The organism is Planosporangium mesophilum, assembly GCF_016863255.1.
GTDB classification, from domain to species: Bacteria; Actinomycetota; Actinomycetes; order Mycobacteriales; family Micromonosporaceae; genus Planosporangium; species Planosporangium mesophilum.
The window spans coordinates 1-19290 of record NZ_BOON01000029.1; the positions used below are offsets into that span (position 1 = coordinate 1).

Annotated in this window: 22 protein-coding genes; 10 read left to right on the plus strand and 12 right to left on the minus strand. The window is 71.1% G+C overall.

Going from position 1 to position 19290, the window contains the following annotated elements; translation table 11 throughout:
- Window positions 1-168: 168 nt before the first annotated feature.
- From Pme01_RS15360 to Pme01_RS15375, 4 genes are all read right to left on the minus strand, one after another.
- Window positions 169-1416 carry an acetyl-CoA C-acetyltransferase gene (locus Pme01_RS15360; RefSeq protein WP_168116302.1) on the minus strand — a complete coding sequence of 416 codons (1248 nt, stop codon included), beginning with the start codon at window positions 1414-1416 and terminating at the stop codon, window positions 169-171.
- Between the two features lie 70 nt (window positions 1417-1486).
- Window positions 1487-2263, minus strand: a complete 777-nt coding sequence (locus Pme01_RS15365; protein WP_168116303.1) for an SGNH/GDSL hydrolase family protein — start codon at window positions 2261-2263, stop codon at window positions 1487-1489.
- Between the two features lie 67 nt (window positions 2264-2330).
- On the minus strand, window positions 2331-3371 hold the full coding sequence (locus tag Pme01_RS15370) for an SGNH/GDSL hydrolase family protein (protein ID WP_168116304.1): 1041 nt from the start codon (window positions 3369-3371) through the stop codon (window positions 2331-2333).
- Between the two features lie 115 nt (window positions 3372-3486).
- A complete protein-coding gene (locus Pme01_RS15375; protein WP_168116305.1) occupies window positions 3487-3897 on the minus strand; it encodes a PPOX class F420-dependent oxidoreductase in 411 nt (136 codons plus the stop codon).
- A gap of 189 nt (window positions 3898-4086) precedes the next feature.
- Here Pme01_RS15375 and Pme01_RS15380 point away from each other — a divergent pair, with 189 nt between their 5' ends.
- Both Pme01_RS15380 and Pme01_RS15385 read left to right on the plus strand, forming a co-directional pair.
- Window positions 4087-4473 (plus strand): YkvA family protein, encoded by a 387-nt coding sequence (locus Pme01_RS15380; RefSeq protein WP_168116306.1) that lies wholly within the window; start codon window positions 4087-4089, stop codon window positions 4471-4473.
- A gap of 23 nt (window positions 4474-4496) precedes the next feature.
- The gene (locus Pme01_RS15385) at window positions 4497-5861 is read left to right on the plus strand and encodes a cystathionine beta-synthase (protein ID WP_168116307.1); all 1365 of its coding nucleotides are present in this window, start codon (window positions 4497-4499) and stop codon (window positions 5859-5861) included.
- Window positions 5862-5880: 19 nt separating this feature from the next.
- Here Pme01_RS15385 and Pme01_RS15390 read toward each other — a convergent pair whose 3' ends face one another.
- From Pme01_RS15390 to Pme01_RS31510, 3 genes are all read right to left on the minus strand, one after another.
- On the minus strand, window positions 5881-6825 hold the full coding sequence (locus Pme01_RS15390) for a S1C family serine protease (RefSeq protein ID WP_168116308.1): 945 nt from the start codon (window positions 6823-6825) through the stop codon (window positions 5881-5883).
- 78 nt (window positions 6826-6903) lie between these two features.
- Complete coding sequence (locus tag Pme01_RS15395; RefSeq protein WP_168116309.1) at window positions 6904-7815, minus strand: hypothetical protein; 912 nt, start codon at window positions 7813-7815, stop codon at window positions 6904-6906.
- 131 nt (window positions 7816-7946) lie between these two features.
- Complete coding sequence (locus tag Pme01_RS31510; RefSeq protein ID WP_168116310.1) at window positions 7947-8417, minus strand: LPXTG cell wall anchor domain-containing protein; 471 nt, start codon at window positions 8415-8417, stop codon at window positions 7947-7949.
- A gap of 539 nt (window positions 8418-8956) precedes the next feature.
- Here Pme01_RS31510 and Pme01_RS15405 point away from each other — a divergent pair.
- The 3 genes from Pme01_RS15405 (at window position 8957) to Pme01_RS15415 (ending at window position 10479) form a co-directional block, all read left to right on the plus strand.
- The gene (locus tag Pme01_RS15405) at window positions 8957-9706 is read left to right on the plus strand and encodes a class I SAM-dependent methyltransferase (RefSeq protein WP_168116311.1); all 750 of its coding nucleotides are present in this window, start codon (window positions 8957-8959) and stop codon (window positions 9704-9706) included.
- A complete protein-coding gene (locus Pme01_RS15410) occupies window positions 9703-10041 on the plus strand; it encodes a hypothetical protein (protein WP_168116312.1) in 339 nt (112 codons plus the stop codon). Before Pme01_RS15405 ends, Pme01_RS15410 begins: the two co-directional genes overlap by 4 nt.
- Window positions 10042-10194: 153 nt before the next feature.
- A complete protein-coding gene (locus Pme01_RS15415) occupies window positions 10195-10479 on the plus strand; it encodes a hypothetical protein (RefSeq protein ID WP_168116313.1) in 285 nt (94 codons plus the stop codon).
- 13 nt (window positions 10480-10492) lie between these two features.
- Here Pme01_RS15415 and Pme01_RS15420 read toward each other — a convergent pair whose 3' ends face one another.
- The 3 genes from Pme01_RS15420 to Pme01_RS15430 all read right to left on the minus strand — a co-directional run bounded on the left by Pme01_RS15420 (window position 10493) and on the right by Pme01_RS15430 (window position 12871).
- On the minus strand, window positions 10493-11206 hold the full coding sequence (locus Pme01_RS15420; RefSeq protein WP_168116314.1) for a YceI family protein: 714 nt from the start codon (window positions 11204-11206) through the stop codon (window positions 10493-10495).
- Between the two features lie 488 nt (window positions 11207-11694).
- Window positions 11695-12357, minus strand: a complete 663-nt coding sequence (msrA, locus tag Pme01_RS15425; protein ID WP_168116315.1) for a peptide-methionine (S)-S-oxide reductase MsrA — start codon at window positions 12355-12357, stop codon at window positions 11695-11697.
- 97 nt (window positions 12358-12454) lie between these two features.
- Window positions 12455-12871: an HIT family protein gene (locus Pme01_RS15430; protein WP_168116316.1), complete on the minus strand. Its 417-nt coding sequence runs from the start codon at window positions 12869-12871 to the stop codon at window positions 12455-12457.
- A gap of 33 nt (window positions 12872-12904) precedes the next feature.
- On the opposite strand from Pme01_RS15430, the gene Pme01_RS15435 reads away from it, so the two are divergent.
- The 3 genes from Pme01_RS15435 to ilvA all read left to right on the plus strand — a co-directional run bounded on the left by Pme01_RS15435 (window position 12905) and on the right by ilvA (window position 16850).
- A complete protein-coding gene (locus Pme01_RS15435; RefSeq protein WP_168116317.1) occupies window positions 12905-14062 on the plus strand; it encodes a cystathionine gamma-synthase in 1158 nt (385 codons plus the stop codon).
- Between the two features lie 32 nt (window positions 14063-14094).
- Window positions 14095-15495 carry an amidase gene (locus tag Pme01_RS15440; RefSeq protein WP_168116318.1) on the plus strand — a complete coding sequence of 467 codons (1401 nt, stop codon included), beginning with the start codon at window positions 14095-14097 and terminating at the stop codon, window positions 15493-15495.
- 122 nt (window positions 15496-15617) lie between these two features.
- On the plus strand, window positions 15618-16850 hold the full coding sequence (ilvA, locus tag Pme01_RS15445; RefSeq protein WP_168116319.1) for a threonine ammonia-lyase: 1233 nt from the start codon (window positions 15618-15620) through the stop codon (window positions 16848-16850).
- Between the two features lie 48 nt (window positions 16851-16898).
- Here the strand turns inward: ilvA and greA are convergent, their stop codons facing one another.
- Window positions 16899-17393: a transcription elongation factor GreA gene (gene greA, locus Pme01_RS15450; RefSeq protein WP_168116338.1), complete on the minus strand. Its 495-nt coding sequence runs from the start codon at window positions 17391-17393 to the stop codon at window positions 16899-16901.
- Between the two features lie 120 nt (window positions 17394-17513).
- Window positions 17514-17918: a DUF4307 domain-containing protein gene (locus Pme01_RS15455; RefSeq protein ID WP_168116320.1), complete on the minus strand. Its 405-nt coding sequence runs from the start codon at window positions 17916-17918 to the stop codon at window positions 17514-17516.
- Between the two features lie 164 nt (window positions 17919-18082).
- On the opposite strand from Pme01_RS15455, the gene mca reads away from it, so the two are divergent.
- A complete protein-coding gene (gene mca / locus Pme01_RS15460; RefSeq protein ID WP_168116321.1) occupies window positions 18083-18961 on the plus strand; it encodes a mycothiol conjugate amidase Mca in 879 nt (292 codons plus the stop codon).
- 50 nt (window positions 18962-19011) lie between these two features.
- Window positions 19012-19257, plus strand: coding sequence for a hypothetical protein (locus Pme01_RS15465; protein WP_168116322.1), 246 nt, complete (start codon window positions 19012-19014; stop codon window positions 19255-19257).
- The last annotated feature ends 33 nt before the right edge of the window (window positions 19258-19290 follow it).

The following is a 19290-nucleotide window of genomic DNA, read 5'->3' on the forward strand; positions in this document are numbered from 1 at the left end:
GGGTCCCGACGCCTATCCACCTTGGCGGCGGATCGGCTTTCCCTGCCCCGCTACGCGGGAGAGTCCGCTTCACCCCCGGCCTGAAGGCCGGAGCACTACGGACGATCCCGGTAGCGGCAACGGCGGCCCGGGAACGTTCCCGGGCCGCCGTTTCTGGTAGATCGGACGTCAGGACAGGCGCTCCAGCACCATCGCCATGCCCTGGCCGCCGCCGACGCACATCGTCTCCAGGCCGATGGTCTTGTCGTGCCAGTTCAGCGCGTTGAGCAGGGTGCCGGTGATCCGGGCCCCGGTCATGCCGAACGGGTGGCCGACCGCGATCGCCCCGCCCATCACGTTGACCTTCTCCAGCGGGAGGCCCAACTGCTGGTACGAGGGGATGACCTGCGCGGCGAACGCCTCGTTGATCTCGACCAGGTCCACGTCGTCGATGCTCATCCCGGCGCGGGCGAGGGCCTGCTTCGACGCCTCGACCGGGCCGATGCCCATGATCTCCGGCGACATCGCGGTCACGCCGGTGGACACGATCCGGGCCAGCGGCGTGATGCCCAGCTCCCGGGCCCTGGTGTCGGACATGACCACCACGGCGGCGGCCCCGTCGTTGAGGGGGCAGCAGTTGCCGGCGGTGACCCGCCCGTCGGGGCGGAACACCGGCTTGAGCCCGGCCACCGCCTCGTACGTGACGCCCGCGCGCGGTCCGTCGTCGGTCGACACGACGTCGCCGGACGGCGTCGTCACGGGAGTGATCTCACGGGCCCAGAAGCCGTCGGCGATCGCCTTCTCGGCGAGGTTCTGGCTGCGTACGCCGAACTGGTCCATCTCTTCGCGGGAGACGTCGCAGATCTGGGCGAGGTTCTCGGCGGTCTGGCCCATCGAGATGTAGATGTCGGGCAGCTCGCCGGACTCGCGCGGGTCGGTCCAGGTGGGCGCGCCGGCCTGGGCCCGCTTCTCGGTACGGGCGCCGGCCTCGGCGAACGCCGGGTTCTCCCAGCCGCCCCCGACGGCGGCCTTGGCCTCCGCGGGCAGGCTGTCCGAGTTGCCCCGGGCGTACCGGGAGACCATCTCCACGCCGGCGGAGACGAACACGTCCCCCTCGCCGGCCTTGATCGCGTGGAGCGCCATCCGGGTGGTCTGCAGCGACGAGGAGCAGTACCGGTTCACGGTCGCGCCGGGCAGGTGGTCGTAGCCGGCCAGCACCGACACCACCCGGGCCATGTTGAACCCCTGCTCACCACCGGGCAGACCGCACCCGAGGTAGAGGTCGTCGATCTCCCGCGGGTCGAGCTGGGGCACCTTGGCGAGAGCGGCGTTGACGATGGTGGCGGCGAGATCGTCGGGGCGAACCTCGCGCAGTGATCCCTTGAACGCGCGGCCGATGGGGGACCGGGCGGTCGCGACAATGACGGCTTCGGGCATGCCGGTCACGTTACCCGTGTGGCTACCCGTCGGTAAGTCGACTTCGTCACTGTGCGGGGAAGAACGCCGATCACCGCGGTACGGCGGCCGCCTCGGTCACCGCGGGCAGCAGCGCGTGGGCCCAGACCCGGTACCCGTCGGCGGAGGGGTGGTAGCCGTCGTGGCAGTACGCGCCGGCGTCGGCCCGAAACACCGCGCCGGTCTGCGCGGCCAGGTCGACCGGCACTCCGCCGACGCCATCCACGGCGGTCTCCTGCACCCTGGCCAGCCGCCGCGCCTGCCAGCCGAGGATCTGGCGCAGCGGTGGCGCGAACGCGCGGGCCGCGCCCAGGTCCGGGCAGGTACCGACGACGACCGCCACCCCGGCGGCGCGCAGCCGGCGTACCGCCGAGGCCAGGTCGTCGGCGGCCTCGGCCGGCGGCGTGAAGTGGATCGCGTCGTTGCCGCCCACGAGGATCACCGCGACGTCCGGCCGCGTGCCCACCAGGGCCCGAGCCACCTGGGTGGCGAGGTCGGCGGAGCGCGATCCGGACACCGCCACGCTGGACAGCTCCACCCACCGGCCGTCCGGCTCCTCGGTCAGCAGCAGCGCGAGCTGGCCGCCGACGGTGTCGGTCACCCGTTCGACGCCCACCCCGAGGGCGGTCGAGTCGCCCAGCAGCACCAGCCGAAGGGTCGGCCCCGAGGCGTCACCGAGCGAGGCGCGCATGGCCAGGCGTAGGTCGGGCTGCGCGTACCGGCGACCGCGCGCCAGCACCGCCTGGCCGGCGATGACCGCCGCGCCGCCGACGGTGCCGGCGATCGCGGTGAGCACCGCCGCCTGCCCGAGTCTCCGGAGGACGCTCATGACGCCCGCCCGCTGGTGTCGGCGACGCCATGAGGTACCGAGGTATTGAGCTTGTTGTTTTGCTCGGTCATGCACTACTCCACCCGGAAGCCTGCTGTTCCTGCTGCAAGCGTACGTGCGACGGATCGGTGGGATGCTCCGTCCGGCGCCACACCCGCCGCCGCAACTGCGCCCACGCCCCGGCCGGGCCGCGGTCCCGCCCGGCAACCTGGGCCGCGCTGACCTCGGTACCGGCGCGCTCAACCGCTTCGATGGCGGCGTCCGCCAGGCTGCGCACGCCCTCGCCCCGGCGCAGGCCGCTGCGGCCGTGCCGGTCGTCGTCGGTCAACGCGGCCACCACCGTCGGCAGGATCGCCGCGGCGGCCACCGCGTACCCGTCCCCGGAGGGGTGGAACCGGTCCCAGGCGAACATCCGGTCCGGCTCGGCGGTGAAGGCGGGGCCAAGCAGGTCGGCCAGCGAGACCGTACGCGCACCGGCCTGGACCACGGCCACCGTCTGGGCGGCGGCGAGCTGGCGGCTCCACCGGCGGGCCATCCAGCGCAGCGGCGGTTGGAGCGGCTGGATCGTGCCCAGGTCGGGGCAGGTGCCGACGACGACCTCGGCGCCGGCCTGCCGTAACGCCCGTACCGCCTGGAGGAGGTGGCGGATGGCCTCGCTGACCGGCCGGCGGTGGGTCACGTCGTTGCCGCCGATCAGGATGAGAGCCACGTCGGGGCCGAGCTCGAGGGCCCGCTCGACCTGCGGGTCGAGGCCCCGGGACTCGGAGCCCACGACGGCGAGGCAGTGCAGCGTGACGGGGCGCCGAAGCTGTTCGGCCAGCCCCGCCGCTACCAGTCCGCCGGGGGTTTTGCGGGCGGAGTCCGCGCCGTAGCCGGCGGCGGTCGAGTCTCCGAGCACCACGACCGTGAGGGGCTCGCCGTCGTGGTCGGTGCCGTACCTGCCGTCGCAGCGGGGCGGCGGGGCCTCGGCCATCGGGATGATGCGCCGCGCGAGCATGGCCTGTCCGATGACGAGACCGGTCAGCGCCGCTCCGACCGCCGTGATGCTGCCGGCACCGAAGGCGCCCGCGGTAGCGATTCGGCGTACGTGTCTGGTCGTCTGCGTCATCGGTCCCCCCTGCTCGCATCCTTAATCATCGTTCAGCTGCGCAGCGCACCTGTCTGAGTGCCCGTGCGGTTTCCCTTCGTAACACGAGTGTCCGACGATAGCGGCTGCGGCGCTGTCATCCGGAATGGTCGGGACCAGCCCGGTTTGGAGTAATTCGGACGATGACCCGTTGCTCCCGCTCCATCGCAGCGCGGTAGTCGTCCCAGTTCGGGTGCTCGCCGGAGAGTTGTCGGTAGTAGTCGACCAGCTGCTCCATCGCCTCCGGCAGGTCGACGACCGTGGCTTCGCCCTCGATCTGTACCCAGCGACCGAAGAAGGCGTCCGGCAGCACGCAGACGTACGCCCGCGGGTCGCGACGCAGATTGCGTACCTTGTAGGCGGTCTGCCGGCTGCTGATGACGAGGGATCCGTCGGGGTCGACGGCCACCAGGACCGGCGACATCTGCGGCGTGCCATCGGCGCGCATCGTGGCGAGTACGGCGTGGTGTTGCTCCGCGACAACCGCGCGGGCGGCATCGAGATCCATGACCCATTGTCCCGCGCCCTGTCACGTTCCGCCGGTACCGGTCGCGGTGGTTGCGATCATCCGACCGGGTGGCCCCGCTCGCGCGCCGGCGCCGTGCCGGGCTGGCGCGCCCGAGGCACCATTGACGGGTCGCCCCATTCGGGACGGCAGATGTTCACCGACGCGACAACGATGGCGATGAGGTGCGCGATGGCGGGTACGCTGCGACGGCGGTTGGCCTGGACGGCCCTGCTGCGGGTCTTCAAGCCGGGCACGCCCGGCCTGGGTCGACGGCTCGCGGCGATACCCAGGATGATCGGCGCCACCGTGCGCGGGGAGTACGACGGCGGCTCCCGCCTGGCGATGATGGCGGTCGCCGGGCTGTACATCGTCTCGCCGATCGACGCCGTACCCGAGGCGGTCTTCCTGCTCTTCGGGCTGCTCGACGACGCCGCGGTCGCGGCCTGGTTCGCCGGCGCGGTCCTGGACGAGACCGAGCGGTTCCTGACCTGGGAGCGGCAGCGGGCGGTGACCATTCCCGGGGAGACCGTGCCGGGCACCGGGCGTCGCCGTCAGGGCTACCGCCGGTCGGCATAGGGTTCGGCGCTAGGCTGGCGCCCGTGCGCTACTACGACAACGTCGTCGAGTTGATCGGCAACACGCCACTGGTCCGCCTCCGCAACGTCACCGAGGGCATCTCCGCCACGGTGCTTGCCAAGGTCGAGTACTTCAATCCCGGCGGAAGCGTGAAGGACCGCATCGCGCTCCGGATGATCGAGGAGGCCGAGAAGGCCGGGCTGCTCAAGCCGGGCGGCACGATCGTCGAGCCGACCAGCGGCAACACGGGGGTCGGGCTCGCCCTGGTGGCCCAGCTGCGCGGATACCGCTGCGTCTTCGTCTGCCCGGACAAGGTCAGCGAGGACAAGCAGAACGTCCTGCGGGCGTACGGCGCCGAGGTGGTCGTCTGCCCGACCGCGGTCGCGCCCGAGGACCCGCGCTCGTACTACAACGTCTCCGACCGGCTGGCCCGCGAGATCCCGGGGGCGTGGAAGCCCGACCAGTACTCCAACCCGAACAACCCCGTGTCGCACTACGAGCAGACCGGGCCGGAGCTCTGGGACCAGACCGGCGGGCGGATCACCCACTTCGTCGCCGGCGTCGGCACCGGGGGCACGATCTCGGGGATCGGCCGGTACCTGCGGGAAGCCTCCGGCGGTAGCGTCAAGATCATCGGCGCGGACCCGGAGGGCTCGGTCTACTCCGGCGGCACCGGCCGGCCGTACCTGGTCGAGGGCGTCGGCGAGGACTTCTGGCCGGAGACGTACGACCGGGGCATCTGCGACGAGATCATCGAGGTCTCCGACAAGGAGTCGTTCATCCTCACCCGGCGGCTGGCCCGCGAGGAGGGCCTGCTGGTCGGTGGCTCGTGCGGGATGGCGGTCGCCGCGGCGCTCGAGGTGGCGCGCCGCGCCGACCCGGACGACGTGGTCGTGGTGCTGCTACCCGACGGCGGCCGGGGGTACCTGTCCAAGATTTTCAACGACGCCTGGATGACCCGGTACGGCTTCCTGAGCAGCGACGAGACCGGCGCGACCGTGGCCGACGTCCTGGCCCGCAAGGGCGGCCAGATCCCGGAGATGGTGCACGTCCACCCCAGTGAGACGGTGCGCGAGGCGATCGACATCATGCGCGAGTACGGGGTGTCACAGCTGCCCGTGCTGAAGGCCGAGCCGCCGGTCGTGACCGGCGAGGTGGCCGGCTCGATCGCCGAGCGCGACCTGCTCGACGCGCTGTTCACCGGTCAGGCGCACCTGCACGACATGCTCGAGAAGCACATGGCAGAGCCGCTGCCGATGGTCGGCGGCGGCCAGCCGGTGGCAGAGGCGGTGGCCATGCTCGAGAAGTCCGACGCGGCGATCGTGCTCGTCGACGGCAAGCCGCGCGGCGTCATCACCCGGCAGGACCTGCTCAGCTTCCTGTCCTGATCCAGCGGGCTGGGGCGGCCTACGGGAGTGGTTCGGGGATCGCGACCACGTCCACGAGGGCGCCCCGGCGCAGCACCGTGATCGGCAGCCGGGTGCCGATGGCCGGCCCCAGCATGAGCCGCTGGACGTCCTGTACGCCGCGGACCGGGCCGCCGCCGGCGGTGATCATCACGTCGCCGAGGTACAGGCCGGCCCGCGCGGCGGGGCTACCCGGTACGACCTCGACCAGGCGCAGCCCCCGACGCTGGCAGAGCCGGTCGGCCAGGTGCGGCGGCAGCGGGGCAGGCGCACCGGCGACGCCGAGCCAGGCCCGCCGTACCCGCCCCTCGCCGATCAGTTCCGAGATGATGTACCTGGTCGTCGAGTTGATCGGCACGGCAAGGCCCAGCCCGTACCCGGCGACCGCGGTGTTGATCCCGACGACCCGCCCGGCGGAGTCGGCCAGCGCCCCGCCGGAGTTGCCGGGGTTGAGCGCGGCGTCGGTCTGGATGACGTCGTCGATGAGGCGGACGTGCCGGCCACTGCGTACCGGCAGCGACCGGCCCAGGGCGCTGACCACGCCGGCCGTCAGCGAGCCGGCCAGCCCCATCGGGTTGCCGACCGCGATGACGAGTTGGCCGATCCGCAGCGAGTCCGCGTCGCCGAGGGTGGCCGGTGGGCCGGGCGACCCCGGTACCCGCAGGACGGCCAGGTCAGCGAGGGGGTCGGCGCCGACGACGTCGAAGCGCGTCTCCTCGCCGGAGGTGAACTCGGCGTTGCCGCCGCTCGAGTCGGCCACCACGTGGGCGCTGGTGAGCATGAACCCGTCGGCGGTGAACAGTACGCCGGAGCCCGCACCCTGGCCGCGCGGGCTGACCACGGCGAGGCTCGCGACGCTCGGCAGGAGGGTCGTCGCCACACCGGACACCGCGCGGCTGTAGGCGTCGAGGGCCTCCGCGTCGGTCGGGATGTTCTGCGGCTCCATGTCGGTGGCAACTGCCCCGCCGCGACGATTGATGCCCGTCTCGGTTTCGCTCTGCGCGAAGCGTCCTCCGCGCCGGTCTCAGCTGTACCGGCGCCACACGTCGCGCATCGGATCCCAGCTCTCACCCATCCCGTCGCCCCAGAACGACAGCATGTACGCGGCGACCGGAGCCTTCTCGTCCGACCACCACACGCCGCACACCGGCCTGGGATCGGGCTCGGTGCCCGTCTTGTACGCGAACTCGATGTAGCGGCCGTTCACCGAGCCGGACGTCGTCCTCTTCGTCGACGGCTCGGCCACCCCGGGGGTGAGCTGCTTGGCGTCGATGTTCTGGGGCAGGTACTTCGCGTACGCCTTGTCCCGTTCGTCGGTTGACTTGTACTTGACGAAGAAGACGGTGATGTTGGGGTACCGGCAGCTCACCCGGGCCTCTTCGCCGGCGTTGAGCTGCGGCCCGTCCTTGTCCCCGCTCTTGGCGCAGTTCGCGACCCACGGCATCCAGGAGTTCGCGATGGGCTCCAGGTCGGCGCCGAACTTCGGCTTGTTGAGCCGCAGTTGCGTGCGCTCGAACGCTGCGAGCGACGAGGTGGCGCCCGGGGTGGGAGCCGTCGGCTTCGGTGCGGGAGCCGGCGCCGTTGTGTATCCGACGAAGTAGCCGGTCGGGCCGAAGACGACCAGCCCGGCGAGCGCTCCGGCGATCGCGGCCATGACGATGCGCTTGCGGGACGGCTTCGGCGTCGGCACGATCCGGGGCTGCCACGACGGGGAACCGGGCCTATCCTCCGGGAACAGCGACCACGGGTCGTTCGCCGCCGGCGCGGGCTGTGACCATACGCCCGGTTCGGGCTGCGGCGCGGCGGCCGGCTGCTGCGCCGATGGTTCGGCCGCCGGGCCGGCGCCGGGGGGCGGCGCCTCGCCAGGCTTGCTCTGGAACGGCCCGTAGCCGCCCTGACCCTCGGTGGGGTTACCAGTACCCGGAACCTCGCTCACGAGCAGGCAGGTTACCAGCGAGTGTCCCGTCCATCGACTTCGATCGCCACGGCTCGGGACGGATCCGCTTCACAAAGCGAGATGCCCGCGGCGAGCCGTCAGGCTCGCCGCGGGCATCCACGATGGAACGGTCAGGCGCCGGCCCGACGACGCCGCCCGGCCAGCAGCAGCACCAGGCCGCCGGCGGTCAGCAGGCCGCCCGCGGTGACGATGCTCGCCACGTCGCTACCGGTAGTCGGCAGTGACTGGGCCGGGGCCGCCTGAACCGGGTTGCGCACCGGCGCCGGGCCGGTGCCGTTGCCCGATCCACCACCGGTGCCACCACCCGGCGTACCCGGGCCCGGCTCGGCCGGCGGTGGGTTCTCCGGCGGCGCGGGGTTCTCCGGGGGTGCCGGGTTCTCCGGCGGCGCGGGGTTCTCCGGGGGGGCCGGGTTCTCCGGCGGCGGGATGATCGGTGGGAGCGGCAGCGGAGGAATCGGCAGCGGAGGGATGACCGGCGGCGGTGGGTTCTCCGGCGGTGGGTTCTCCGGGGGTGCGGGGTTCTCCGGGGGTGCCGGGTTCTCCGGCGGCGGCTGGAGGATCGGCGGCAGGGGCAGTTCCACCCGCACTCCGATCGCCGGCAGCAGGCCGGGGCCGGGTTCGGTCGATTGCGCGTACGCGATGCCGGAAACGGCAGTCGAGAGCGCGACGGCGCCGAGTAGGGCGCCGACGCGCGTTGCTATGCGCAGGCTTCGCCCGCGCCCGGTTTGATTCTTTCGCACCATGTGCCTCCCCGTGCTTCATGGCTTGAGCAGTGGTCGCCGCCGCCGCACCGGCGGATTCCCTGACGTCTCGGGAGCAGCCTCGCCTTCTTGGCTGGGTCTCCCGCCCGCCCGAGCGTAATAGGCGATCAAGAATGGCGGGGACCCCACTTTCCGGTGAGACGCATCACGCTATATCAATTCGCTGTACCAGCGGAACACCGTGAATAAGACATTGCGCAATTACGCGCGTCCGTCGACTTCGGACAGCATTTGAGTGGTAGCAGTAAGTAATTTGATCGTGAACGGGCTCGTGGCGACGGGTCCCGCGATGGCGCTCGCGCGGTAGTCAAGCAGTAACTGGCTCGCCACCTGCGATGTCCGGCATTAGCCTCCGCGCCATGGCTGATGCGATCTTCGAGGAGCCGCGGCTCGCCGAGGTCTACGACCCGCTCGACCCGGACCGCAGCGACCTCGACGCGTACTGTGCGATCGTCGACGAGTTCGGTGCCCGTACCGTCCTCGACATCGGTTGCGGCACAGGTACCTTCGCCTGCCTGCTCGCCAGGCGCGGCATCGAGGTGACCGGCGTCGAGCCCGCCGGGGCGTCGCTCGACGTCGCCCATGGCAAACCCGGGGCGGACGCGGTCCGCTGGCTGCACGGCGACGCGAGTACGTTGCCGCCGATGCAGGTGGACCTCGCCGCCATGACCGCCAATGTGGCACAGGTCTTCCTGACCGATGATGACTGGGCCTCGACCCTGCGGAGCGCCTATGCCGCGCTCCGGCCGGGTGGGCACCTGGTGTTCGAAACCCGTGACCCGGCGAAGAAGGCGTGGCTCGGATGGAACCGCCCGGATTCGCACAAGCGCACCGACATCCCGGGCGTCGGTGGTGTGGAGACGTGGGTCGAGGTCACGGACGTCAGTGGTGCCCTGGTGTCGTTTCGATCGACGTTCATGTTCCTGCGGGACGGCGCGGTGTTCACATCGGACTCGACGCTGCGCTTCCGTAGCCGCGTCGAGGTCGAGGAATCCCTGGCGGCCGCGGGTTTCGTCGTGGTGGACGTCCGGGACGCGCCCGACCGGCCCAGGCGTGAGTTCGTCTTCATCGCCCGACGCCCACCATTCCGAGCGGAGCCGTCACCATGAGCCCCGACACTCCCGAACTGCGGATCCAGGCGGCTCTCGAGCTCGTTCCGCGGCTCGCGGACATTGTTGTGCGCGAAGGGTACGACGGCCTGCCCTGGTACCACCGGTTCCGGGGAATCGGCGCGGTCCTGAGCGAAAGCGACCGACCCGCGACCGAGCGTCTCCGAGAGGCGGCGGAACTGCTGAGTGAAATGTATCGGGGAGGGCGTAACTTCTCGGACTTCTACATTCCCAGACAGGACTGGCAGTCGCAGAAAGCGGCGAACGAAAAAATGTCCTCATTGGTCAGTGAATTGCGCGCATTGCTGTGTGTCGGTGAATCCGCTGCGACGTAATCGTCGAGCGTGGAGAGATGACTGTGGTCCCCGCGAAAGAATTCGAATCGGTGTTGTGTGGATCGGGACGGGTTCCTGACTCCGCGATCCGACAGAGCGGATCGGTCGACCGACCCGGCGGCGGCCGGCCCCACCACGCTACGGTGGAAAACCATGGCGACGTTTGCAGGACTGGCCACTCTCGTCCTGGTCGACGGCACCCGGCAGCAGGGGATCGCGACCCTCCGCTCCGGACGGCCCGAACCCGGCGGTCCACGGCCGTGGAGCGGAAGTTTCCGCCCCGATGATCCCGGCGCCGACCTCGTCGGCTCGGTCGGGGCCAACCTTCCTATCGAGTTGCCGACCGGCGAGACCGGTGAGGTCGTGCTGGCGGGCGTCGAAGGCGCCGGTCAGGATGCCGCCGTTCGCCTGGTCGGCAGCGGTCCGCCGCCGTTCTGACCCGACGTGCCCGCTAGTAGACCGGGTACTCCTTGACATACCCCGTGAGGCCGGCGCCGAGTGGCTGGCGATACGCCTCGGCGGCGATCTCGATCCGCACCGTCTTCGCGAGGAGGACACCACCGGTTTCGAGGGCTACGTTCCAGAGCAGGCCGTAATCCTCACGGTTGATCTCCGCCGTCGCGGTGAACCCGAAGATGTCATATCCCTCGGGGTCGCGATGAGTCCCACCGAACTGCGCGTGAAGGTCGACCGGCAGTGTGATGCCCTTGATCGTCAACTCGCCGGTCAGGATGAACCGTCCGAGCGTGTTGGCGGCCTGGTGCGGGATGTTGCCGGCTCCGCCCTGGTAGCCGGGCCGGTGGGTCTTCAGGCGGGCCCATTGGAAGATGGGGTCGCTGGATCCCAGCCACTTGACCCCCGTGCTGCGGTACTCCAGCGTGGGGTACTTCTCCACGTCGAGGAAGTCGCCGCTCCTGACGTGCGCGTCCCGGTCGGGCTGCTGGGTGTTGATGCTCGCCGCCCACATGGTGGCTCGCACCGAGGACTGCAGCGGGTCCTCGCCCACGACGATCCGCGCGTTCACCTCTTCGAACTGACCCCGTACGCCGGTGACCATCATGTGTCGCGCCAGGAAACCGACCCGCTTGTGCCTCTGGTCGAGAAGGTAGGTGCCGGGAGCGGGGATGGTGATGCCTTGCCAGGACCGTGTGGCGGAAGCGGTCATCGTTGTGCTTTTCCCTCCCCGATTGTCCCCCGTAATACCGGTGTGTTGCTGGGGCTGCCGGAGCCCGCGAAATAGCCGGACCGGCATGCGCCGTGTCCGGCTCGAATTCCGTACAACATAGTACGTTGCGCGACCGGCGCGGCAGCAGTCGAGTGGCCTCCATTACTGCTCCGCGCTCACGCCCGGTCGTTAACCGATGCTATTTCCGGCCGCGCTCGCCGACGGACCTGCCCGAGAGCGGCAGGTCAAGGTCGAGGATCGATCGGGAGTCAACGCCGAGCGGGCCGCGCCGGACCGCGGACGTGAGGATCGTCACTTCCGGAAATGACGGTAACTTTATCGATACCGTGAGTCGCTGATCAACTTAGAGCGCTTTTAGAATCGCACTGAGTGGCGACATGATCGTCGATCCCGTAAGGCTGGGCTTTCCGGTAATTCGACGGTCCGGCGGCCGCGGGACCAGAAAACCAACGCGACCCTTCGGTCGCCTACTCCTCGACCTTCGCGACGCCGATCGGGCAGCTCAGCCCGTTCGGGCCGTGGTTGCAGTATCCGTTGGGGTTCTTGGCGTCCGACAGGTACTGCTGGTGGTAGTCCTCGGCGTAGTAGTACGGGCCGGCCTTCGCGATCTCCGTGGTGATCTCGCCGTACCCCGCCTGATTCACCACCGGCGCGAACGCCTCCCGGGACGCGAACGCCTCGGCCAGCTGCTCGTCGGTGGTGGCGTAGATGGCCGAGCGGTACTGGGTGCCGATGTCGTTGCCCTGCCGCATGCCCTGGGTCGGGTCGTGGTTCTCCCAGAACGCCTTGAGCAACTGCTGGTACGACACGACGGCCGGGTCGAAGACGACCTGGACCACCTCGGCGTGGCCGGTGAGTCCGGAGCAGGTCTCCTCGTACGTCGGGTTGGGCGTGACCCCGCCGGCGTAGCCGACCGAGGTCGAGTACACGCCGGGCAGCCTCCAGAAGATCCGCTCGGCGCCCCAGAAGCACCCCATGCCGAACACGGCGACCTCGTGGCCGTCGGGCCAGGGGCCGGTCAGGGGAGTACCGAGGACCGTGTGGCGCGCGGCCACCGGCACGGGCGTGTCCCGGCCGGGCAGCGCCTCGTCCGGGGTGGGCAGGTCCAGCTTCTTCTGGCGCAGGAACACGACGCACTCCCTTCACGGCGGACCCGCGATCGGGCGGGTCCATCCCCAAGCATGCCCCGATATCGACGTACGACCCACCGTGGGCCCGATCACGCGATCAGGAGGGGAGGGCGGCGGCGATCCGGGCGGCGTACTCCTCGGCCTCCGAATCCGAGGCGTACTTGGTACGCGGCCAGAAGAAGCCGCGCAGCCCGTCGCCCTTGGTGCGCGGCACCACGTGCGTGTGCAGGTGCGGTACCGACTGCGAGACCTTGTTGTTCGCCGCGACGAAGGTGCCGCCCGCGCCCAGCCCCTGCTCCACCGCCACCGACAGCCGCTGCACGAAGGAGAAGTACTCCGGCAGCAGCGACCCGGGTACGTCGGCCAGCGTCACGAGGTGCTCGCGCGGCACCACCAGCACGTGTCCCTTGAACACCGGCCGGGTGTCGAGGAAGGCCACGGCGGCCGGAACGGACGCCACCTCGAACGCCGGAACCGTGCCCGCCACGATGGCGCAGAAGACGCATCCCGTCACGCCGATCACCGTAACGGCGGATAGTGTCAACCCATGACGAACGGCCAACATCAGTTCGGATTCGATACGCTCGCGATCCACGCCGGGCAGGAGCCCGATCCGCGCACCGGGGCCGTTGTGCCGCCGATCTACCAGACCAGCACGTACGCGCAGGACGGGGTCGGGCAGCCGCGGCTGGGGTACGAGTACAGCCGCAGCGGCAACCCCACCCGCGACGCGCTCCAGGAGTGCCTCGCCGCCATCGAGGGCGGTCGCCGGGGGATGGCGTTCGCCAGCGGCCTCGCCGCCGAGGACACCCTGCTACGGACCGTCTGCCGGCCCGGCGACCACGTGGTGATCCCCGGCGACGCGTACGGCGGCACGTACCGCCTCTTCGCCCGGGTCGCCCAGCGCTGGGGTCTGGAGTTCACCCCGGTCGACCTCGCGGACATCGACGCCGTCCGGAAGGCGATCACGCCGCGTACCAAGGTGATCTGGGCCGAGACGCCGACCAACCCCCTGCTGGGCATCGCGGACATCGCCACGCTCGCCGGGGTGGCGCACGACAACGACGCGCTGCTCGTCGTCGACAACACGTTCGCCTCGCCGTACCTGCAGCAGCCGCTCGCCCACGGCGCCGACGTCGTGGTCCACTCGACCACCAAGTACGTCGGCGGCCACTCCGATGTCGTCGGCGGTGCCCTCGTCGTCGGTGACGCCGCCCTCGGCGAGGAGCTGGCCTACCACCAGAACGCGATGGGCGCGATCAACGGCCCCTTCGACGCCTGGCTCACCCTGCGCGGCATCAAGACCCTCGGGGTAAGGATGGAGCGGCACTGCGACAACGCCGAGCGCGTCGCCGAGTTCCTGCTCGGACACCCCGCGGTCAGCCAGGTGCTCTACCCCGGTCTGCCCGAGCACCCGGGGCACGACGTCGCTACCAAGCAGATGCGGCGCTTCGGGGGCATGATTAGTTTCCGTGCCGCCGGTGGCGAGGCCGCGGCGGTGGACATCTGCAACAGGGCGAAGCTGTTCGTCCTCGGTGAGTCGCTGGGCGGCGTCGAGTCGCTCATCGAGCACCCGGGCCGGATGACCCACGCGAGCGCGGCCGGGTCGCCGCTCGAGGTGCCGGCCGACCTGGTGCGGCTCTCGGTCGGGATCGAGACGGTCGACGATCTGTTGGCCGACCTGGAACAGGCGCTCGTTCGTTAAGACAGTCAGGCGTCGACTCAGGGGAGGGCGCGATGCTCGGCCAGTCCGGAACGTGGGTGGGCGCCAGCGCGCGCCAGATCGCGCGAGCGGTGCGGCGGGGTGACACCTCGGCCACCGCGGTGATCGCGGACCACCTCGAACACATCCATTCCTACGACCGGATCGTGCACGCGTTCCGGCAGGTCCGTACCGAGGAGGCGATGCTCGAGGCCGAGGCGGTCGACGAGCAGCCCGACCTCGGCAACCTGCCCCTCGCGGGGGTGCCGGTCGCGGTCAAGGAGAACACCTCCGTCGTCGGCGTGCGGACCTGGAACGGCTCCGAGGCGGCGGCCAGCCCGGTCGCCGAGCACGACCACGAGGTGGTACGCCGGCTGCGCGGCGCCGGTGCGGTCGTGGTCGGCACGACGCGCATGCCGGAGCTGGGCCTCTTCGCCTCCACCGACGACTCCAGCGCCACCACGCGCAATCCGTGGCGCACCGACCGTACGGCCGGAGGTTCTTCCGGCGGCGCAGCCGCCGCGGTCGCCGCGGGCCTGGTGCCGATCGCGCACGGCAACGACGGCCTCGGATCGGTCCGCATCCCGGCGGCGTGCTGCGGCCTCGTCGGCATCAAGCCCGGCCGTGGCGTGGTGCCTTCCGGGATCGGCGCCGACGACTGGTTCGGCCTGGCCGAGCACGGCATCCTGGCCACCACCGTCGCCGACGCCGCCATCGGGTTCGCGGTCCTGGCCGGGCGCACGCCCGAACGGCTCGTGGAGCCGGACCGGCTGCGGGTGGCGGTCTCGCTGCGCTCACCGGTCGCGGGCGTCTTCCCCGACGGCGACGCCTGCCGCGCCACCGGCGCCGCCGCCCGGCTGCTGGTACGCCTCGGCCACGACGCGAAGCGCGCCGACCCGGCGTACCCGGTGTCCCTGGGCCTGCGGGGGCTGGCCACCTGGTTCGCCATCGCCTACCGCGACGCTACGGCCGCCGGGATCGACCTGTACGCGCTGCAGCCGCGTACCCGTCGCCACATCGCCCTCGGCGAGCGGTTGCTGCGCACGCGCCTGGTACGCGAGGACGACCGGGCCGCCTGGCGGGAGCGCTGCCGCGACTGGTTCGCCGACGGCCGCTACGACGTCCTGGTCACCCCCGCGCTGGCGACCGCGCCGCCGGTCGCCGCCGACTGGCACAACCGGTCCTGGCAGGCCAACGTCATCTCCAGCCTGCGCTACGCCCCGTACGCGGCGCCCTGGAACATCGCCGGGTTCCCGGGCGTGGTGGTCCCGATGGGCGTACGCCGGGACGGCCTGCCCGCCGCGGTCCAGCTCATCGGGCGGCCCGGCAGCGAGCTGGCCCTGCTCGCGGTCGCCGGCCAGATCGAGGCGGCCGCGCCGTGGCGGCGGCACGCGCCGGGCTGGCCACGGGTCCGGGAGCGTAGCCGGGTTTCCTGACCCGGCCGGCGTCGCCAAGCCCTCCGCGGGGCCGCCCGGCGTCGCCGGGCCTCCGCGGGGCCGGCCGGTTCCGCCGAGCCCTCCGCGTGCCCGCTGCCGCGGCGGATGGCACGATCGACCACATGACCCTGGCACCCGAGTTGGTGACGCTCGCCGATGTCGAGGCCGCGCGCGAGGTACTCGACGGCGTGATCCGCTACACCCCGCTCGAACCGTGCCGGCCGCTGCAGGCGAAGCTGGGCGGCCCCGCGTGGCTGAAGTGCGAGCACCTCCAGCGGGCCGGCTCGTTCAAGATCCGTGGAGCGTACGTGCGGATCGCCCGCCTGTCGGACGCCGAGCGGGCCAGGGGAGTGGTGGCGGCGAGCGCCGGCAACCACGCGCAGGGCGTGGCGTTGGCGGCCGGGCTGATGCACACCGAGTCGACGGTCTTCATGCCTGTCGGTGCCCCGCTGCCGAAGATCGCGGCGACCAAGGGGTACGGCGCGACGGTACGGCTGGTCGGCCGCACCGTCGACGAGTCGCTCGCGGCGGCGCAGGAGTACGCCGAGGAAAGCGGGGCGGTGTTCATCCACCCGTTCGACCACCCCGACGTCATCGCCGGGCAGGGCACGATCGCCCTGGAGGTGCTGGAGCAGTGCCCCGACGTACGCACGATCGTCGTGGGGATCGGCGGCGGCGGGCTCATCGCGGGCGTGGCCGTGGCGATCAAGGCGGTGCGGCCCGACATCCGGGTGGTCGGCGTACAGGCGGCCGGCGCGGCGGCCTTCCCGCCGTCCCTGGCGTCCGGGCGACCGGTACGGCTGTCGAAGTTCGGCACGATCGCCGACGGGATCGCGGTCGGCCGCCCCGGCGACATCACGTACGCCCACGTGAGCAAGCTGGTCGACCAGGTCGTCACGGTCTCCGAAGAGGACATCTCGCGGGCGCTGCTGATGCTGATGGAGCGCGGCAAGCAGGTCGTGGAGCCGGCGGGCGCGGTCGCCGTGGCCGCACTGCTGGCCGGCGTGGTACCGGTGGTGACGCCCACCGTCGCCGTACTCAGCGGCGGCAACATCGACCCGCTGCTGATGCTGCGCCTCATCGAGCACGGGCTCGCCGCGGCCGGCCGGTACCTCACGTTCACCGTGCGGTGCGGCGACAGCCCCGGCCACCTCGCCCGACTGCTGAGCGAGATCGCGGAGCAGGGGGCCAACGTCCTGGACGTGGAGCACCGCCGGCACGACCCGCGGCTGCGGCTGGGTGAGGTCGAGGTGGCGCTGTCGGTGGAGACGCGGGGCGCCGAGCACTCTGACCGGTTGGTCACCGCGCTGCGCTCCACCGGTCACGTTGTGACGTTCACCGGATCACTGGCCTGATTCCGGCGACATCGACGCGCGCACTCGTGTCGGCGCGAAGATGGGCGGTCAGCCCGCGAAGGCCTCGAACGAGACGACGGTGACCTTGACCTCGGCACCGCTCGGCGCGCTGTACGTGACGGTGTCACCGGCTTGCGCCCCGAGGATCGCCTTGCCCAGCGCCGACTCCGGGCTGTACACGGTCAGCTCGGTGGTGGAGGCGATCTCCCGCGAGCCGAGCAGGAACGTCTCGGTGTCGTCCTCGTCCTCGTCGAACCGGATCGTGACGACCGTGCCGGCGGCGACCGCGTCGCTCCTCGGTGCCTCGCCCACCTTGGCGTCGCGCAGCAGTTGCTCGAGGTACCGGATCCGGCCCTCCTGCTTCCCCTGCTCCTCGCGGGCGGCGTGGTAGCCACCGTTCTCCTTGAGGTCGCCCTCCTCGCGCCGCGCGTTGATCTCAGCGGCGATCACGGGGCGGTTCGCGATGTGCTGATCCAGTTCGGCCTTCAACCGGTCATAGGCTTCCTGCGACAGCCAGGTGGCGTTTTCTCCACGGTCGTTGATCGACACCGAAGATCTCCTCCGATTGCTGCGGCCGACGGGTTCAGACCTACCAACTTACCAGCGACAGTCATTACCGAACGTGTACCAATGTTGTCACCGGTCCGTCGGCACCCGGTAACCCTATTGGCTCACCGCCCGGCACGCCGGCACCTCGGCGCTCACCGGCGGCCCGCTCGTTTTCAGCGTGTACGTGACCGTGACCGGGTTGCCGGCGGGCAACGGCACGTCGGCCGCTCCCACCTCGGCGCCCGCGCGGTTGCGGGCCCGTACGTGGCACGTCGCCGGGCCTTCCTTCGCCTTGTGCACCTCGAAGCGCAGCGTGGTGTGGTCCGGGCCGAGTTGGAAGTGCACCACCTGCGGGCGGTAGTCCGGCGTGCCGTAGCGCTGGTAGAGCGTCATCGCGAGAACCAGGCCGACGACGGCGCCGGCGACCATGAAGAACGTCGTCACGCCCCGGCGGGCGGGGCGGCGCTCCCGGCGCCGGCCGTACCGGCCGGCCGGGAAGATCGATGCGTCTGAGATCAAATCGCGGTCTGACACGGTCCTCGTCGAATCTGTCGGTGTGGACGAGCACAATGAGCGAGCCGGGGGAGCGGTGTGTGACGGCGGCCCGGCACAATGGATCGGTTTCGTGGTCCGCGTTCCCGCGGTCCACTTCATTGTTCCAGCAGCGACGGCGAGGAGAACCTGTGGGCGAGCAGTTGCGCCTCATGGCGGTGCACGCACACCCGGATGACGAGTCGAGCAAGGGCGCCGCGACCATGGCGAAGTACGTGGCCGAGGGCGTGGATGTGCTCGTCGTCACATGCACCGGCGGGGAGCGCGGCAGCGTGCTCAACCCCAAGCTCGACCGCCCCGACGTCTGGGAGAACATGGCCACTCTCCGCCGGGAGGAGATGGAGCGCGCCCGCGCGATCCTCGGTGTGCGCCAGGAGTGGCTGGGCTTCGTGGACTCCGGGTTCCCGGAGGGCGACCCGCTGCCGCCGCTGCCCGAGGGCTGCTTCGGGCTGGAGCCGGTCGAGAAGGCGGCCGCGCCGCTGGTCAAGGTGATGCGCGAGTTCCGCCCGCACGTCGTCACCACGTACGACGAGGACGGCGGCTACCCGCACCCCGACCACGTGATGTGCCACAAGGTGTCGGTCGCGGCGTTCGAGGCGGCCGGCGACCCCGAGCGCTACCCCGACCTGGGCGAGCCGTGGCAGCCGCTGAAGCTCTACTACCACATGGGCTTCTCGCGGGCCCGGACCACGGCGCTGCACGAGGCGATGCTCGCCGCCGGGCTCGAGTCGCCCTACGCCGAGTGGCTGGCCAAGTGGGACCCGGCCCGCGACAAGGGCCACCGGGTCACCACCCGGGTGCCCTGCGGGGAGTACTTCGAGGTGCGCGACGACGCGCTGCGCGCGCACGCCACCCAGGTCGACCCGGACGGGTCGTGGTTCCGGGTGCCGCTCGAGATCCAGCGTGAGACGTGGCCGACCGAGGACTACGAGCTGGCCCGTTGTCTGGTGGAGCGCTCCGATCCCGAGGACGACCTGTTCGCCGGCGTGCGGGAGTCGGTGTGCGCGTAGCGGGTGATCGGGGGGTCCGGACGGGGCGGGCGGGGCGGTACCGTTAGGGCATGAACACGCTCACCCTGCTCGCCGACAGTCTCGCGCAGAACAACTTCGGTGACACCAGGACCGGTGGTCTCGCCGGCCCGATGGGCCTGTTCCTCATCCTGGTGCTCGTGATCGGCACCGTGCTGTTGATCCGGAACATGAACAGCAGGCTGCGCCGGCTGCCGGATCAGTTCCCGTCGAGCGGAACGCCCGGTGCGAGCCCGGCGGCGACCGAGCCGAAGCGTGAGGAGCACCCGCAGCCGTAGCGCCGGTAGCCCCCCCCCCCCCCCCCCCCCCCC